The sequence below is a fragment of the Tissierella praeacuta genome (assembly GCF_040396155.1).
In the GTDB taxonomy this organism is placed as follows: Bacteria; Bacillota; Clostridia; order Tissierellales; family Tissierellaceae; genus Tissierella; species Tissierella praeacuta_A.
Genome location: NZ_JBEBOY010000016.1, coordinates 57,719 through 74,701, shown reverse-complemented (window position 1 = coordinate 74,701; position 16,983 = coordinate 57,719). Strand labels below are relative to the sequence as shown.

General features: G+C 30.6%; 19 protein-coding genes and 1 pseudogene. 15 read left to right on the top strand and 5 right to left on the bottom strand.

What is annotated here, in order from left to right; translation table 11 throughout:
* Window positions 1–58 precede the first annotated feature (58 nt).
* The 5 genes from ABWP20_RS09740 (at window position 59) to ABWP20_RS09720 (ending at window position 5,585) form a co-directional block, all read left to right on the top strand.
* Window positions 59–1,096: an ABC transporter substrate-binding protein gene (locus tag ABWP20_RS09740; protein WP_353095606.1), complete on the top strand. Its 1,038-nt coding sequence runs from the start codon at window positions 59–61 to the stop codon at window positions 1,094–1,096.
* 180 nt (window positions 1,097–1,276) lie between these two features.
* Window positions 1,277–1,924 (top strand): cobalamin B12-binding domain-containing protein, encoded by a 648-nt coding sequence (locus ABWP20_RS09735; protein ID WP_353095605.1) that lies wholly within the window; start codon window positions 1,277–1,279, stop codon window positions 1,922–1,924.
* Window positions 1,925–1,986: 62 nt separating this feature from the next.
* On the top strand, window positions 1,987–2,985 hold the full coding sequence (locus ABWP20_RS09730; RefSeq protein ID WP_353095604.1) for a uroporphyrinogen decarboxylase family protein: 999 nt from the start codon (window positions 1,987–1,989) through the stop codon (window positions 2,983–2,985).
* Window positions 2,985–4,712, top strand: coding sequence for an ASKHA domain-containing protein (locus ABWP20_RS09725; RefSeq protein ID WP_353095603.1), 1,728 nt, complete (start codon window positions 2,985–2,987; stop codon window positions 4,710–4,712). Before ABWP20_RS09730 ends, ABWP20_RS09725 begins: the two co-directional genes overlap by 1 nt.
* Before the next feature lie 12 nt (window positions 4,713–4,724).
* Window positions 4,725–5,585: a uroporphyrinogen decarboxylase family protein gene (locus ABWP20_RS09720; RefSeq protein ID WP_353095602.1), complete on the top strand. Its 861-nt coding sequence runs from the start codon at window positions 4,725–4,727 to the stop codon at window positions 5,583–5,585.
* A gap of 40 nt (window positions 5,586–5,625) precedes the next feature.
* On the opposite strand, the gene murJ is transcribed toward ABWP20_RS09720, so the two are convergent.
* A complete protein-coding gene (gene murJ, locus ABWP20_RS09715; RefSeq protein ID WP_353095601.1) occupies window positions 5,626–7,146 on the bottom strand; it encodes a murein biosynthesis integral membrane protein MurJ in 1,521 nt (506 codons plus the stop codon).
* A 210-nt stretch (window positions 7,147–7,356) separates the two neighbouring features.
* Here murJ and ABWP20_RS09710 point away from each other — a divergent pair, with 210 nt between their 5' ends.
* From ABWP20_RS09710 to saoX, 8 genes are all read left to right on the top strand, one after another.
* The gene (locus tag ABWP20_RS09710) at window positions 7,357–8,259 is read left to right on the top strand and encodes a GGDEF domain-containing protein (protein WP_353095600.1); all 903 of its coding nucleotides are present in this window, start codon (window positions 7,357–7,359) and stop codon (window positions 8,257–8,259) included.
* 82 nt (window positions 8,260–8,341) lie between these two features.
* Window positions 8,342–8,845, top strand: coding sequence for a Csac_0668 family 2Fe-2S cluster-binding (seleno)protein (locus ABWP20_RS09705; RefSeq protein WP_353095610.1), 504 nt, complete (start codon window positions 8,342–8,344; stop codon window positions 8,843–8,845).
* Between the two features lie 229 nt (window positions 8,846–9,074).
* Window positions 9,075–9,878 (top strand): ABC transporter substrate-binding (seleno)protein SaoB, encoded by an 804-nt coding sequence (gene saoB / locus ABWP20_RS09695; protein ID WP_503012529.1) that lies wholly within the window; start codon window positions 9,075–9,077, stop codon window positions 9,876–9,878.
* A gap of 13 nt (window positions 9,879–9,891) precedes the next feature.
* Window positions 9,892–10,764 carry an ABC transporter ATP-binding protein SaoA gene (saoA, locus tag ABWP20_RS09690; RefSeq protein ID WP_353095598.1) on the top strand — a complete coding sequence of 291 codons (873 nt, stop codon included), beginning with the start codon at window positions 9,892–9,894 and terminating at the stop codon, window positions 10,762–10,764.
* A 95-nt stretch (window positions 10,765–10,859) separates the two neighbouring features.
* Complete coding sequence (locus ABWP20_RS09685; RefSeq protein ID WP_503012528.1) at window positions 10,860–11,513, top strand: ABC transporter permease subunit; 654 nt, start codon at window positions 10,860–10,862, stop codon at window positions 11,511–11,513.
* Window positions 11,514–11,552: 39 nt separating this feature from the next.
* Window positions 11,553–11,687 carry a hypothetical protein gene (locus tag ABWP20_RS18465; protein WP_503012527.1) on the top strand — a complete coding sequence of 45 codons (135 nt, stop codon included), beginning with the start codon at window positions 11,553–11,555 and terminating at the stop codon, window positions 11,685–11,687.
* An 85-nt stretch (window positions 11,688–11,772) separates the two neighbouring features.
* Window positions 11,773–12,207, top strand: coding sequence for a MerR family transcriptional regulator (locus ABWP20_RS09680; RefSeq protein WP_353095597.1), 435 nt, complete (start codon window positions 11,773–11,775; stop codon window positions 12,205–12,207).
* A gap of 64 nt (window positions 12,208–12,271) precedes the next feature.
* Window positions 12,272–13,459 (top strand): ABC transporter substrate-binding subunit SaoX, encoded by a 1,188-nt coding sequence (gene saoX, locus ABWP20_RS09675; RefSeq protein ID WP_503012526.1) that lies wholly within the window; start codon window positions 12,272–12,274, stop codon window positions 13,457–13,459.
* Between the two features lie 50 nt (window positions 13,460–13,509).
* Here saoX and saoC read toward each other — a convergent pair whose 3' ends face one another.
* The 4 genes and pseudogenes from saoC to saoD form a co-directional block, all read right to left on the bottom strand.
* The gene (saoC, locus tag ABWP20_RS09670; RefSeq protein ID WP_353095596.1) at window positions 13,510–13,980 is read right to left on the bottom strand and encodes a Cys-Cys-COOH (seleno)protein SaoC; all 471 of its coding nucleotides are present in this window, start codon (window positions 13,978–13,980) and stop codon (window positions 13,510–13,512) included.
* A 14-nt stretch (window positions 13,981–13,994) separates the two neighbouring features.
* Window positions 13,995–15,083, bottom strand: coding sequence for an efflux transporter SaoE (gene saoE, locus ABWP20_RS09665; protein WP_353095595.1), 1,089 nt, complete (start codon window positions 15,081–15,083; stop codon window positions 13,995–13,997).
* A gap of 7 nt (window positions 15,084–15,090) precedes the next feature.
* Window positions 15,091–15,309, bottom strand: a pseudogene (gene saoT / locus ABWP20_RS09660) (thioredoxin-like (seleno)protein SaoT); the annotation flags it as partial.
* 105 nt (window positions 15,310–15,414) lie between these two features.
* Window positions 15,415–15,747, bottom strand: coding sequence for a DsrE-related protein SaoD (gene saoD / locus ABWP20_RS09655; protein WP_353095593.1), 333 nt, complete (start codon window positions 15,745–15,747; stop codon window positions 15,415–15,417).
* Between the two features lie 176 nt (window positions 15,748–15,923).
* On the opposite strand from saoD, the gene saoL reads away from it, so the two are divergent.
* The gene (gene saoL / locus ABWP20_RS09650; RefSeq protein WP_353095592.1) at window positions 15,924–16,592 is read left to right on the top strand and encodes a MerB-like organometallic lyase SaoL; all 669 of its coding nucleotides are present in this window, start codon (window positions 15,924–15,926) and stop codon (window positions 16,590–16,592) included.
* A gap of 54 nt (window positions 16,593–16,646) precedes the next feature.
* Window positions 16,647–16,916, top strand: coding sequence for a DUF2508 family protein (locus ABWP20_RS09645; protein WP_353095591.1), 270 nt, complete (start codon window positions 16,647–16,649; stop codon window positions 16,914–16,916).
* Window positions 16,917–16,983 lie beyond the last annotated feature (67 nt).

Here is a 16,983-nt window from a genome sequence, read left to right as displayed (position 1 = left end):
TTAAATTTAGATATTATAGAAACTAATATAGGTTAGAATAACAAGGAGGAACTAATTGATGAAAAAGATATTGTTGATAATACTATGTATGATGCTTACAGTTAGCACTGTGGCTTGCAAGTCCACAGAAACCAAGAAGGAAGAGTTAATTAAAGAGGATGGATCTAATTCAACAGAACTTGAGAAAGTTGTAGTATCAGAACCTGTAAGGGGAATTCTTTGGGGGCCTGTTCATTTAGCAAAGGAGTTAGGTTTTTTTGAGGAACAGGGATTAGATGTTGAGATTGTTACAGTACAGGGAGATGCCCCAACAGCACCAGTGCTATCCGGAGATGCACAATTCGGATTATTTGGTCCAGAAATGATACTTGGTTTAAATGAGAAGGGACAAGGAACAAAACTGCTTATAACAACCACAGATAAGTATCCGTATTCCTTTGTATCAAGGGATGAATATACCTCAATAGAAGCGCTTAAAGGAACAGTAGTAAACGGAGCAGATAGTGGAAGCTCACCAAGACAATTTGTTAGGGCAGTATTAAAATCAGCAGACTTAGACCCTGATTCTGATGCAAATTATATTAATGTTCCAAGTTCAGGTACTCTGGCGGCCTTTGAAAATAAGGATATTAGTGCAACTTATGCATCACCGGAATCCAGACAATTGTTATTAGATGCAGGAGCTAAGCTGCTTGTAGATATGTATGAGCCGGAATCACATAAAAAGGTTCTAGATTCTGAAACTTATGAAATGTATATTACCTTCGCTAGAGATGATTATATAGAGCAAAATCCTGAAACTGTACAAAAATATGTGAATGCAGTATATAAAGCTATACTTTGGACAAATGAACATTCCGTTGAAGAAATAGTAGAAGCCATAAGTCCATCCTTTTCAGGCAATAAGAATTTGAGCAATACCATTAAGGAAATAAAGGATAATGGAATATACTCGGAGACTGGACAGTTTTCTGAATCAGGATTTGAAGCAATAAACAGAATAGCCAAGGAAGCAGGATTGATAAAGGATTATCTAACTAGAGAACAGGTAATAGAAGATTCCTTTTTAAAGAAAGCACAGGAAACCATCAAGTAAAGGAAACAATTAGTGATTATTTTAAACAAATTATGATTCTAAGATAAGGCAAGGTTTTCCTTGCCTTATTATTTTACTCTATAATGAATAAATCCTATATAAATAATATCTATTAGAATACTATTGTCAATTAATATACAATATAAATTAGAAAATTAAGTATAAAGGGAGGAATATATAGTGAAGGAAGAAAGTTTATTTCAAGAAATAAGCGATGCAGTAGTAGAGATGGAAGACGAATTAGTAGAGGAGCTTTGCAATAAATCCTTGGAACTTTCTATACCAGCCGATGAAACGATTACTAAAGGCTTAGTTGCAGGAATGGATAAAGTAGGACAACTATACGAGGAACAGGAATACTTTTTACCGGAGGTACTTACCTGCTCAGATACATTAAATATAGGATTGGATATATTGAAACCACATATAAAGACGGAAACATCAGATAATGCTATTAAGGTGGTAATAGGAGTAGTAGAAGGTGATACTCATGATATAGGAAAGAATTTAGTCAAGATAATGACGGAATCAGCGGGAATTGAGGTATATGATTTAGGCAGAGATGTTCCATTAAGAAATTTTATAACTGTAGCAGAAGAGGTAGGAGCAAACTTTATTTGTATGTCAACTTTGATGACAACTACTATGATGGGAATGAAGGCCGTAATAGATATGTTAAAGGAAGGGAATATAAGGGACAAGTATAAGGTTATGATTGGAGGAGGACCTATTTCACAGAGATTTGCAGATGAAATAGGAGCCGATGCATATACTGCAGATGCAAGTGAGGCAGTGAAAAGAATAAAATCAATGGCAGCAGTTAGTTAGACTATATGTAAGCTTCCTATTACTGAGGAACTATTATTTAGTGAAGATTAGGAGAATAGAATATGAATGAAAAAGAAAGACTGTTGAAAGTTTTAAATGGAGAAAAAATAGATAGACCACCTGTTATATGTCCAGGAGGCATGATGAATGCCGCTATTACAGAGCTTTTAGAAGAAATAGATGCTAATCATAATACAGATTTAGATGCAATGGTAGCTACTGCTGCTAAGATAAGGGAAGTCATAGGGTTTGAAAACTACGGAGTGCCATTTTGTATGACATGTGAATCAGAACCATTTGGTGTGGTTATTAGTGAAGGTGATAAGCTAAATGAGCCAAGGATACTTGAATATAATCAATCTAGTTTAGAAGATATTATGAAAGATTTCAATCCAAAGATTTCTAAAAATTTAAGAAGTGAAACCGTAATTAAAGTAATTGAAAGATTGAAAAATAATGATGTTCCAGTAATTGGAAATATTACTGGCCCAATAAGTACATCTACTTCAGTTGTAGATCCTATTAAGCTTTTTAAAATGATAAGGAAAGAGCCTGATGAAGCATATACTTTTATTGAATATATAAATAATTATCTTATAGAATATGCTAAAGAGATGGTAAGAGCAGGTGCTGATATTATTGCAATTTCAGACCCTACAGCAACAGGTGAAATATTAGGTAAGAAGAATTTTGATAGATTTGCAATGCCCATGTATATTGAGTTTTTAAAATCAATGAAGGAGATAAATACTCCTGTGATAATTCATATATGTGGAGATGCCAACACCATAATAGATAGCTTAAACTCTTTAGAGGTTCAAGCACTTAGTTTTGATTCTATAGTAAATATGAGATTTGCCAAATCAAAATTAAATACAAGACTAATGGGTAATGTTAGCACACTTTTATTACAGAATGGCCATAAGGATAAGATTGTTTCAATTACAAAGAATGCAATGGATTCTGGAGTGGATATTGTATCTCCAGCATGTGGGTTAGGGATGTCTACTCCAATAGAAAACCTTAGGGCTATGACAGACTATGTGAAAGGAAGTATATAATGCCTATAGTTAAATTTATTAAGGAAAATATAAATATTGAAGTAGAAAAAGGCACAGTTTTATTAAATGCCATTAGAGAAGCTAAATTAGAGATTGAAACCCCATGCAATGGTATGGGGTTTTGTGGTAAATGTAAGGTAATAGCAAAAGGTCAACTATCAGAACCTAGCGATAGAGAGAAAAGAATCATTGATGAAAAAAAATCTGAAAGACTGTCCTGTATGACAATAGTTCTTGGAGAAACAGAAGTAGAACTCATTGAAAAAAATGAAAAAATATTAAAGACCATAAATAGGGGGGTTAGTATTGATGTTTCCGTAGATAGCCCTATTAAAATTAAAAAGCTTCCAGATATTCATAAAAATGATTCTGCTCCATATGCTGATTATTTAGGATATGATTTTGATTCAGTAAAATTATATAGAAAAATCAGTATGATAGAAGAAACTAATCCTAGAGAAATATGGGGGGTAGTATTTGATAACAAATTATTAGATATCAGCATCCATAAAAAAAATATTCTAGGAATAGCAATAGATATTGGGACTACAGGGATTTCCTATTATTTAATGGATTTAGCTAATGGAGAAATAATAGAAAAACTATCATCACTAAATCCTCAGACTCAATATGGAGGAGATGTGTTAACTAGGATTACATATTGTATGGAGAATCCATCTGGGGCTATTAAGCTTCAGGAATTAATAGTAAATGAAATAAATAATTCAATAAAAAGATTAGCAGAAGCTCTTTATAATATAGATGATATTTATCATATCATAATTGCAGCCAATACTACTATGCTTCATCTTTTATTGGGAGTTAATCCAAGTTCATTAGCTAAAGCTCCATATAGGTCAATATTTTTAAGCCCAAAGTCCCTTAAAGCGAAGGATATATCCATTGAAGCTAATGATGAATCTATACTTAGTATAATTCCATCATCATCTTCTTATGTAGGAGGAGATATAGTATCTGGGATTATGGCATCAGATTTTCAAAATAATAATGAAGCTTTATTTATAGACATTGGCACTAATGGTGAAATGGCAGTGCTAAAGAACGGTAAGATAATATCTACATCTACTGCTGCAGGTCCTGCCTTAGAGGGAATGAATATTGAATGTGGATGCCGTGCAGAAAAAGGAGCAATTGAAACATTTGATATAGATGGAGATTTTAACATTAGTTATACTACCATAGGAAATGAGAAACCTTTAGGAATCTGCGGAAGCGGACTTATAGATATAGCTGGAGCATTAGTGAAAAGAAATATCCTATTAAAGTCTGGAAGATGGAATAAAAATTTAGATTCTAAACTCGAAAATAGATTAGTAGATAAAAAATTTTATATAACAGAAAATATATATATTTCCCAAAAGGATATAAGGCAGATTCAGTTGGCAAAGGGAGCCATAGCTGCCGGTGTAATTTTAATGCTAGAAGAAATAGATCTAAAGATAGAAGAAATATCAAGGGTATATATTGCCGGTGCATTTGGATATCATGTTAATCCTCATAATATAAAGATAATAGGACTTATTCCAAGAGGATTTAATGGAGAAATAAGCTTCTTAGGGAATACGTCTTTGGAGGGAGCAAGGTTGGCCTTAATTAATAAAGAATGTTTTGAAAATGTATATAGGATTAAGGATAATATGGAAGTATTGGAATTGTCTCTTAAAGAAAATTTCCAAGATGTTTTTGTATCTCAATTAAATTTTTAGAAAGGTGATTATATGGAAGTTACAAAGATTTTTAAATGTACAGGAAATGAAGTAGACGTAATACCTGATGAGATTTTACAACAGTTAAATATATCTTATGAAGATATAAATAAGAATGCTTCTAATATGGCTTCACTATCAAGACTATTGAAAGAAGAAAATAAAAAAGAATATTGTAAATTACCATTTTGTCATACTGTAGAGGCAGAGGCTTTCGGGTCGGAAGTAATTTTTAATGAGAAATTAGGAAATAGAATTGGAAAATATAAAATTGATAATATAAGTCTAATTGAAGATATATCGAAAGTTGATTTAAATAAAGGAAGAATTGCTGAGGTTTTAAAGGCAATAGACATCTTAAAGAAAAATGGAGAAGATGTAGTCCTTGATGTTACTGGTCCAATAAGTATTGCTACATCAATTATGGATAGTCAATTATTTTATAAGTCTGTTAGAAAAGAAAGGGATAAAATAGATTCATTATTGGAAGTAATTGAGAACACTATAGTCGAATATATACTTGAAGGAATTAAACAAGGAGCAAATATTATTTCTTTTGCTGATCCAGCAGGCACTATAGATATAGTGGGACCTAAGATTTATAAGGAACTATCTGGAAGGACTGCGTACAATATATTGAAAAAAATTGAAAATCAAATGGGAAATACTATAGTTCATCTTTGTGGTAAAACTTCTACATCTCTTGAGGCTATAGGGCTTTTAGAAAGTGAGAAAATAAAGGTGGAAGGTAAGGATTATTTCAAGATGATCCATGCTATAAAGAGTGAAAGAGAAGATATAAAATTTATTGGTCATTGGTGTTTAAAACTGAACAAATTTAATAATGAAATTATTAATTGTAGAATTAAATAATATAGAAGTTGAGACGATTATTAAAAGATCGTCTTAACTTCTATACTTTTACGTCTAATTTTTTACATATTTTATAATATGCAGATATTCCAATAATAACAGATAACACTACGTCTATTATATTATTTAAAAATAAGTCATTTAATAATGTTGAAACTATGGTGTGAGTGATGAATATAGCCCCTGATATGGCTAAAGCGGCAACACTAATTTTTCGTAGAACATCCTTTAAATTATGCGTTTCTATAATATTCATTTTTTGATTCAAATCAAATATTCCATATATTAAAGCAAATATAATGGAAATACTTGTACCTAATGCAATCCCACTAATTCCCATAATTTGAGAAAGCAATAGGTTTAAGACACCATTTATAAATAATGCAACTAAACTAATGAATACAGGAGTTTTCATATCCTGAGTTGAATAATATATTCTTGTGATAAATGGAATAATGGCCATAGCTACTAACCCACATGCATAGTATGCTAATACTTTCGATGTCATTATTGATGAGCTTATATCAAATTTACCTCTTTGAAAAACTATTTTCACTATTGGATTGGCTAAAATTACTAATATAATAGATACAGGGATTGATATAATTAGAAGTAAATTCATTCCATGACGCATTTTATTTTTAAAATCTTCCTCATTATTTCTGTTATAGTCTTCTGATAGGGCTGGAAAGATAACTGTGATTATGGCAGTAATAAACACCCCTAAGAATAGTTCCATTATTTCGTTTGCATAATTTAATTCTGCAATACTACCTATAGGAAGAGTAGAGGCCACTGCATTGTCAATAGAAATATTTAATTCGTTAATCCCGACTCCAGCAATTATTGGAATTAGATAATCCCTCATTTTCTTTATATATCTATCTTTTAAATTAAGGTTCCATCTATATTTAAATTTATTTGTTTTAAGTGAGTTTTTAAATAGATATACTTGAATAATACCACATATAATACCTGCTATCATAAATCCCTTTAGACCAAAGGAGTCTGCAAAGAATAATAAGTAAATTATATATATAATTCCACTTGTAAATCTTCCCTTAGGACCACCCTTAAAAGCATGTACTGATTGTAAAAATCCACCTAATATAGCATTTAGCCAAGATAATGATATAATTGGAAGTCCTATTCTAAATAATTGAATTGTATTATTTAATCTCTGACCTTTAAATCCCGGACCAAATATTTTAATAATTATAGGTGCACCTATAAATCCTGATAAAATGAGAATAAAAGAAAAGATTAATGTAATATTTATTAAATTATTTGTATAATCTATTTTCCCTTCTATTCCATGTCTTTCTTGTATTTCTTGTAACAAAGGTATAACTGCAATAATTATTCCATCACTTATAATTCCTGTGAAGAACATGATTGTACTAAATGCTAATAAATAAGAGTCCATTTCATAATTAGTACCTATCTTTGATGCTGTAAGTACTCCTTTTATAAAGGACAAAAATTTAGTAGCTATACCAAAATAAATAATATAAAGTGTTGATTTTTTCATTGCTGCTTTTCTTTTCATTATACTTTCCATTATATTTTCCACCTGCCGTAACTTGAACTGTCTACTTAATTATAGCATAAGTAGTATCTTATGGTAAAAAAATAAATAATTCTTAAAAATTATTTGACAATGAATTCAGATTAGTATAAAAATAAATAAAAAATAGGACTAAATACCCAATATATGGTATAATTGAAATACCCCTTATATCTAATATGTTTAAAGGTGATGAGTGGATTTATGGAAGAATTTAGATTAAAAAGATATGATAATGTCAGAACATATTTTAAGATTCTTTTAGCATTATGGTTTTTTATATTTATAGTTCTAATCATTTATTCCAACTATGAGCTTTCTTATATGAAGAATGAAGTAAGCAATAATGCCATAATTTTAGCCACATATTTTGCTAATGACATGAAATTAAACGATGATGAGCATTTGCATCTAAAAACATTTGCTTACAGACAGTTATTGGAAACAGAAATAAGTAGAGGAATGGAAAAAATAAGGGATAAATATAATAAATTAATAACAATTTATATATTAGTAAATTTAATGATTGGATTACTTTCCTTTTCCCTGTACTGGTATATGAGAAAAGTACATAATGAACTTAAAAAAGAAACCCATCTTTCTGGAATAGATGATCTTACACATGTATTCAATAGAAGGAAATTTAATCAAATATTTGTAGAATTATGGGAGAGGGCAAAAAGATATGGACAAAGTATGTCATTGATGTTTATAGACTTAGATTATTTCAAAGAATTTAATGATAATTATGGACATTCTGCAGGAGATAGTATGTTAAAAAATATAGGGAAGATTTTGGAAAAGGAATCGTCTAAACATGGAGGCTATGTATGTAGATATGGTGGAGATGAGTTTGTAATTTTACTTCCAGAGTTAGATATTAGCCAAGCAGAGGAAGCGGGAAATAGTATTTTAACAGCTATAAATGACGCAAAAATAGAACATAAATATTCACCAATAGGAAAATTTCAAACTGCAAGTATTGGTGTAACAAGTATAGTACCAAAGGATGGAATAAATATAAATGAATTTTTTAATTACGCAGATTCTGCACTTTATTTATCGAAAAGATATGGAAGAAACAGAGTATCTGTGTGGAAAGGTTAATGAAATAAGAAAGCTAGAAATTGATTTCTAGCTTTTTACTTTTCTTGACATTAAAGTTGACTTTAATGTTTATAATGAAGATATAGGAAAGTATGATGAGAATGGAGTTGATAAAAAAGTGAAAATAGTGAAAGAAGAATGTCCTATGTGCCATGAAATAGGAGAAATGGTAAAGAATATAACTGTAAAGCATTTAGTATTAGAAAAATTTGTTGAGGAAGTTTCTAATGAGGAAAGTTATTATCTATGTATGAATGAAAATTGTAATGTAGTGTACTATAGCTTAGATAATAAGAGCATTTTTAATAAGAAAAAAATAAAAGTACCTATATGGTTTAAAAAAGACGCCAATCCTAAATACATATGTTATTGCAATAAAGTAACTGAAGAACAAATAATAAATGCTGTAGTAAACCAAGGGGCTAAGAATATAAAAGATATTAATAGACTAACAGGAGCAATGGAAAATGGAAACTGTATCTTAAATAATCCATTAGGAAAATGTTGTGGTCCAAACATATTGGAAACTATAAGGAAGGCTATTTCGGATAACAATAATATAAAAATATATAATAAAAGAGTTTAGAAATCGATTTCTAGACTCTTTTATTATATATTTTTATTATAAGACAATTATATATATTTCTTAAAATGTCAGATTATGTTTTTCTATAGCAATATATGTCAACATAAAATATTTCTATATTTATTTAATATGATGAAAAGGTTTGATATAGTATTTCTGATATAGCATGATATATATTTAACCTATATAGTTAAATGTATGTCAAATTTAAATATTGAGTGAGAATAGTATGAATACAACTAAAAAAACAATTTTTCTTTTCCTATTGCTATTGATTTTAGGATTAGGACTTTCCCGTTTTATGCCTAAAGAAGAAGGTAAAGAGATAAGTATAGGATTAAGAATTGGAGTTGGAGATGATATAACTGGTGTACTTCTTAAACAAATCATTAAAACAAATAAAGATATTAATGTAAATAGTATGGATAATGAAGAGGAAAATAAAGATACTCTCTATGATTTTACATTTAAAGATTGCTGAAGTAATACAGCACAATGGGCCTTGAGCTCAGAAGAAATTGATATGGCTTTTTATTGTAATCATATGGCTTTACACTTAGTACAAGCTAATGATGAGTTTGAAATTTATGGTCCAGTTATCATGAATGCTGAAGTTATTGGTTATATGAAAGATTTAGATAATGTCAATAAACTTGGAATTGGATATAAGAGAGAGCATTTGAACAAAATCGCTAAAGAAAGCTATAAACAGGTACAAGATGTTGTTGAGATGTCACCTGTTTCTTTACCATATTCATTAGAAGGTGGTCAAATAGATGGAGCAGTATTAGATATAACTAAGGCTGCACTTCTGCCGGAGTTTAATTTTATCCCTCTTTCAAAGGATGATTATATCTCTTATAGCTTAGTTGTTAGAAAAGATATTATAAATACTAAGGTATTTGAAGATTTTCTAATGGCATATAACAAGACAATAGAAGAGCTGAACAAAAAGGAAAAGTTTGAAGAATATATAAGTATGACAGAAAATTTGTCGGATAATATAAGAATTAAATTTTTAAGTTTAGAATAGGAAAGGTGAAGACATGTCAATATCAGTACAAGGGATTACTAAAGTTTTTTCAAATAGAAGAGATAAGAAATCAATGAATATTGTATTAGAAGATATCTCTTTCGATGTAGAAGAAGGGGAATTTGTTTCCTTGTTGGGACCATCAGGTTGTGGAAAAACGACGACTCTAAATATCATAGCAGGTTTTTTGAAACATGAGAATGGAACTATTTCTATTAATGGTAAAGAAGTGAATAAACCAGGACCAGATAGAGCTTTTGTATTCCAAAACTATGCACTTTTTCCATGGATGAAGGTTAGAGAAAATATTATGTATCCGATGAAAATACAAGGAATATCAAAAAAAGAACGTGAACAAAGACTTAAAGAATTATTGGAGATGGCACATCTTGAAGAATATGCAAATTATTATATTCATGAGATATCTGGTGGTATGAAGCAAAGGGTTGCTTTGCTTAGGGCCCTTGCATGTGATCCTAAAGTTTTATTGATGGACGAGCCTTTAGGTGCGATTGATTTTCAGATGCGTCAAATGCTTCAAGAGCAGTTAGAAGCCATGTTACAGGAAAGTAAAAAAACTGCTCTTATGGTTACTCATGATGTTGATGAAGCTATTTATTTAAGTGATAGAGTTATTGTTATGTCTAGAGATAGAGGAAAGATATTAGCCGATATCAAAATCGAACTTCCTAGACCTAGAGATAGAAAAAATGAGAGATACCACCAATATACAAATGAATTATCAGATATCTTAAGGACTGCTCTAAATGGTGAAGTTAAAAACCAAGGTGACGAAGAATTATTGGAGTTTATCCAAAAAACTGATAAGAAAGGCGGTAGTAAAGTAGCCTTTGCTGAACAAGCTATTTGTGATGGTAATAAATAGTTTATTTCATTGCCAAAGCATACTTTACCAATGGAAACGCCTTACGATAGTAAGAGAAAATCTAAGAAATGCTTTAGAGGAGGTGAAGGAAAGAATTGAATGCACAAGAAAAAGATGTAAAAAGAATGGTACATGCAAGTAAGATGAAAGATAGAAATAACTGGAGAAAATTAAATGGTAAGGATTTTAATATTTATACCCCTATAGCATTAATAGCTATCGGCATAATATGGTCAATTTCGGCAAAAATCGTTGATAAGCCATTTCTTTTTCCTTCCTTAAAGAGTGTAATTGAATCTTTATTTAGGGCTTTAACGGATTTATATGTACTTAGAAATATTGGTATAACCATGCGTCGGGTTATGACAGGGGTTCTTTATGCCTGTATATTTGGATTGCCGATTGGTATGTTGATGGGATATTCTAAGCCAATACTAAGGGCTATGGCACCATTTATAAACTCTTTAAGACAAGTTCCTATTATGGCATGGGTGCCATTATCTATTATTTGGTTTGGTCTTGGTGATGGACCAACGATTTTTATGATTGCATTTTCTGGAATTTTTACAATTATTTTAAATACAATAGCAGGAGTGCAAGATATTAACAAAGATTTTTATAATGCGGCTCGAAGCATGGGGGCAAGTACAATTGATATTATCAAGGATATAGTTCTTCCAGGTTCACTTCCTGGCATTATTACAGGAGTAAGATTAGCCATAGGTATGGGTTGGATGTCGGTTATCTGAGCGGAGTTCATCGCGACCAGTGCCGGGTTCGGCTACTGTATGGTAGAAGCTCAATCTAGAATGGAAACTCATACAATTATAGCATATATGTTTATTGCTGCATTGATTGGGTTTGGAATTGATAAATTGATGCTCTTAATTGAAAGTATGTTATTGAGATGGAAAGCAGATTAAATATCCGCCAGTTACGCTGGTGGAGGTTTTTTTATCTTGACCTTAAAGTCGACTTTAAGGTTTATAATAGGAGGTAGGGAAAGTCATGTTATTTATAAAAGATATTTGTAGAATTACGGGACTTAATAGCTCTACTGTTAGATATTATGACAGTCAAGGCTTATTAGGAGAAATTAAAAGACGGTCTAATAATTACAGGGTATTTGACGAGAAAGATGTAGAGAAATTATTCTTTATAAAAAAGGCTAGAACTTTAGGGTTTGAATTAGAAGAAATAAAGAAGATACTCACATTAAAAAACAACGGAATACCTCCATGTAACTATGTAAGTCACAGAATACAAGATAAGATATCTTTTATAAAGACAGAAATAACAAGATTGGAAAAAGAAAAAGAAAAACTAGAAAAACATCTTTTGGATGCAAAAAAAGTAATAGGTTGTAAAGGTACTATATGTCACTATATTGAAGGTGTTGAAGATGATAGAGTAGTTAAAGGTATTGATACAAAGAATGCTTAATAATTGTAAGTTTTATTAAGCATCTAATGGTAGTGAGAAAATAGAATATAGGGAGGAAATACACATGAAAAAAAGAATTATTGCTATGATTTTAGTATTAGCAATAGGAGTTATCTTTTTAGCTGGTTGTACAGATAGCAGTAAAGAAACTGTAATTCAAGAAGTAGATTATGATCCAGTTGCAGAAGTTGCTAAATACAAATTAGGTGAATTATCAGAAGCCGATGAAAAATTCGTAGTACAAATGGGATATAGGGATTGTGACCATATGGTTCCATCAATTATAGGAGAAAAGGCAGGAATATACAAAGCATTAGGTCTTAATGTTGTTGTAACAAAGACTGGAAAGATTATGGAAGCTATGTCCTCAGGAGAAATGCATGTAGGCTACCAAGGTATTGAAGGTGCAATTAAATCAGTTAACCAAGGAGCACCATTGTTTATGGCAGCGGCAAATCATATTGGAGGTTCTAGATATTTAGTTGTTAGTAATGATATTAAAGAACCCAAGGATTTAGTTGGAAAAACTTTAGCTGTTGGGTCTAAGGCAGATTTAGGTCCAGAATGGCGTAAATGGGCAGAAGAATTAGGTATTCCTGTAGAATTAGAAAACTACAAAGTAGTTGATATGGGAGATAAGGATAAGGTATTTGCTCTAAAGGCAGGTCAGCTTGATGGATTCTCATGTTGTGACCCTTATGCTTCTCAAGCAGAGTTTGAAGGGATTGGTCATATTATGGCAACTGGCTGGGGTGCTCATATTTCAGATGACCTTGAAAAAGGTTGGGGAATGTGCTGTATCTATTGTATGAACAATGATTTCTTAGAAGAACATCCAGAATTGGCTAAGAGATTAGTTCTTGCTCATTCTCTTGCAATAAAATACTTATATGAACATCCATATAATGCAGCTATGATGTTTGCTGAAGGATTTGGAGTTCAGCCAGAAGTAGGACTTAATACTGTTTATATGAAAACTGTAGCAGAAGGTAGAACTATTACATGGCAATTTTCAGAAGAAAATTTAAACAACTATTTACAATATTTTTATGATTTTAATATTCCAGAAGAAGAAATTCCAAACATAGCGGATATTGAGAAATTCATGTCTACTAACTTATTAGAGACATGTGGTATTGAAGATTTCAATACATTTATAGAAGAAGAAATCAATAAAGAATTCCCTATAGGTCTTTCCTATGAAGAATGGCTTACTAAGGCGAAAACAATAGACGGTATTACAGAACAATAGATTATGTAAAAAGGCTGTATCAAAATTTTGATACAGCCTTTTTTATGATGCTAACAGCAATCATCCATACCTTCTCCAAATAAATCTTTAAATGTGGTATCATCAATTAGTCGAAATATAGCATATCCAAAATTACCATCTTTTGCTCCAGATACTATGACTTCCATAGGAGGAGTTTTATCTATATCTTTAAACTCTATCTTTTGATCATGTAATGGTGCAGGTGTACTATCAGAGAATTTATAACTATCTCCATAATCAATGACCACCAACATTTCGTTTTGCCTATTGGAGACTTTATATATGACTAGTAAGTCCTTTATCCCATCTCCGTTTAAGTCTTCATATCCACATTTAATTACTTCATTATCTGGAAAATTTTCTTTGAAATGCAGTAGAAGTTCATTATCATAATCTACTCCAAAATCAATTAATTTTTGTTCATTATCTTGTATATATAGAAATAAGCCTAATGAAAAAACTATTAATGTTATTAATAAAATTTTGATATTTTTCTTCATCAATATTACCTCGTTTAATTAGCAAATTTGGCGAATATATCCTTTGCCTTAGGAATCATAGATTTTATAAAAAAGTAAATTATAATTAAAGAACATATATATTTAACAGATTGAGGAGCTATGACCATCAATTTATTTGCATATTGAATTGAATTGTCCACTGTATCAATATTAAGAACAGGTTTAAAGTTTGGCATAAGTAATTTATTTGTAAGATAACCAACTAAAAGTGATGCAACTGATACTATTGATGCATACATTATAGCAGCTTTTTTACCAATTACATTATATATACTTATTAATTCAGGAAAATTAGTAGCAGCTCCAGCCATTAAGAAAGTAATAGCAGCTCCAGGTGAAGCACCACTGGCAATTAAAGCTGCTATAAATGGTATATGACCTACTGCACAGACATACATTACTGTTGCAAGAAGTGCTATATTCCATAATGATAACATACTAGGATTACCTAAATATTTTTCAATAAATGAACTAGGAAAAGTAGTAAGGATAAATCCTCCAAATAACATTCCCATAATAATATATTTGCTAACTACAATTGCTAAATCATTTATAACCCAACTCATTCCAGATTTTAATTTGTCCAAAAATGAAGTATGTTCTTCCTCTATTAGACAGGCATTAAATATCTCTTCTTCAATTCCTTCCTTTTTCAATTCTTTACCCCCAAAGGTGTTTGCAATTATACCTATTATGAAAGGTAAGAAGAATCCTACTGCTATGTATATAAGAGTAAGTTCTTTGCCTAATAGACCATAGCTAAGTACAACAGCTATAGGATTTATAATAGGTGTTGAAGTCATAAATGCTAAGACTGGTCCTAAATAAGCTCCAGAATAATACATACTAAGTCCTAAAGGAATTGTTCCGCAGCTGCATATAGGTAAAAACATACCGGAAATAGTTACCTTTAGAATAGAGCTAAGTTTAGTATTTCCCAATGATTTATGAAATCTAGCTGGGGATATAGTATCATGTAAAAGTCCTGCAATAATAAAACTAAAAACAATCCAACTAGATGCACCATTGAGCATATTAATAGATGCTAATAAGATACTTTTTATGAAATTTAATATAATCAATTAAAAATCAGCTCCTTTCATCTAATTCTTTTACTGCTAGTTCAATTTCTTTTTCAATAATATCTTTGGATATTCTTTGAATTTTCTTTTTCTCGTTTATAATCAATGTTCCCCTAAAGATAACACCATATTTCTTAATATACTCCATATTTTTTCCTGCATAGTAGATTTTAACATCTACCTTATCCTTATATTTAGCTGCAGCAGCCTCTACAGCGCGGGTATGACCGTCACAACCAGATCAAGTGTTGATAAATTCAACTAAAATCTTTCCCAAAATATTCACCTCCATAATAAATAAAAAAGTCCGTATTAAACGGACCTTGTAGCTCTAGAATGTAATTACTTGGTCAAGATCTACTGAACCAAGGGCACCATATAACACTGGGAAACAACCAATAGCAGCACCTTGTACTAGATTGTTTTCTATTTGTCTTTCAATTGCACATTGGTCACATGCCAAAAGTATCATTCCAGTTTCTTCATGTAATTTTTGAAGTCTTTCACCGATATCAGTATCCTTTAATAGTAAGAAAGTATTGTCAAATACAAAGAACATACCTACTACTTCAGCTCCGTGGTTACCTGATTCTAATTGTGGAATCACCATATCTCTTAAAATGGTTCTAGCATTATCTGAACTAATAACATATGCAACTTTCACCAAAATGCCCCCTTTATATTATTGAAATCCTTTAAATGATATCATAATTGTAGAAAAAATGACAATTAAATAATTTTATAGCACGAAGATTGTCGATTAAAAATATCTATTTAACGACCTTTAAGAAAGATGTTATCTTAGTAAGGTGATAATGTTATTAGAAAGAGTTGATATTTGTGGAACAATCTAATTATAGGTACTATTCTGATGAACAGTTGGAAATAGTCAGTATAGATAGTAAATTATTAGAAAAGGAGAAAAATATAAGAAGATATTTGATGAATTATGTGATTGATAATAAACAAGCATTTAACATAAATGATTCGTCTAAAATTGTCAAAGAAACAGGAATAGAAAAAGAAGAGGTAAAAATCATACTAAAGAGCTTATCTAAGAAAAATGTAATAGTTGTAGATGAAGATGAAAATATTAATTTTATTTATCCAGTTTCTGCAATTCCTACAAATCATAGAGTAAGACTTCAAGATGGTAGGGAATTCACAGCCATGTGTGCAATAGATGCAATTGGCACAGCCTTTACTTTTAAGCAAGATGTGGATATAGAATCTAAATGTAGTAGTTGTGGTTCTGATATTAAATTAAGTGTAAGAAATGGAATACTTCATACTTATGAACCCAAAGATTTACATATACTTCATGTAGACTTAAACAAAAATTCAAATTGGTCTGGAAACTGTTGAAATATTATGAATTTCTTCTGTAAGGAGAAAGAGTATAATACTTGGGTTGATAATATGGAATTAGATAAATCTGAGATATTTTGTTTAAATGCTGAGGAAGCAATTAAGGTTTCAAAAATGTTATTCAGTGTAACGGATATATAGTATATACCCCTTAATTTTTGTCAATGATAAAGATAAGAATTAGGGGGTGTTATTATGTTAAGTTTTATGAAAAAGGAAAAAAAGGATTTAAAGACAGAAATGTTAGAGAACTTGAGATTAGCTCATAGTCAATGGAGAGATAAAGAAAATTATTTTCAAGCTGTTACAGACCCAGATTTAATAGATTATGCCATATATGATATGGAGGCATCTAAGCTTAAATATATATATCTATTAAAGAAGATGAAAGAATGTAATTTTAAATTAGAATTCCAAGAAGAAGCTGCAGATGAGGCTATAGAAAATATTTCTGTTGATGGCTAGTACAAAATATGTAATATTTTCTTAAATTCCCCTATAATTATAGTATAATAAGACTGGGGGGAGAAAA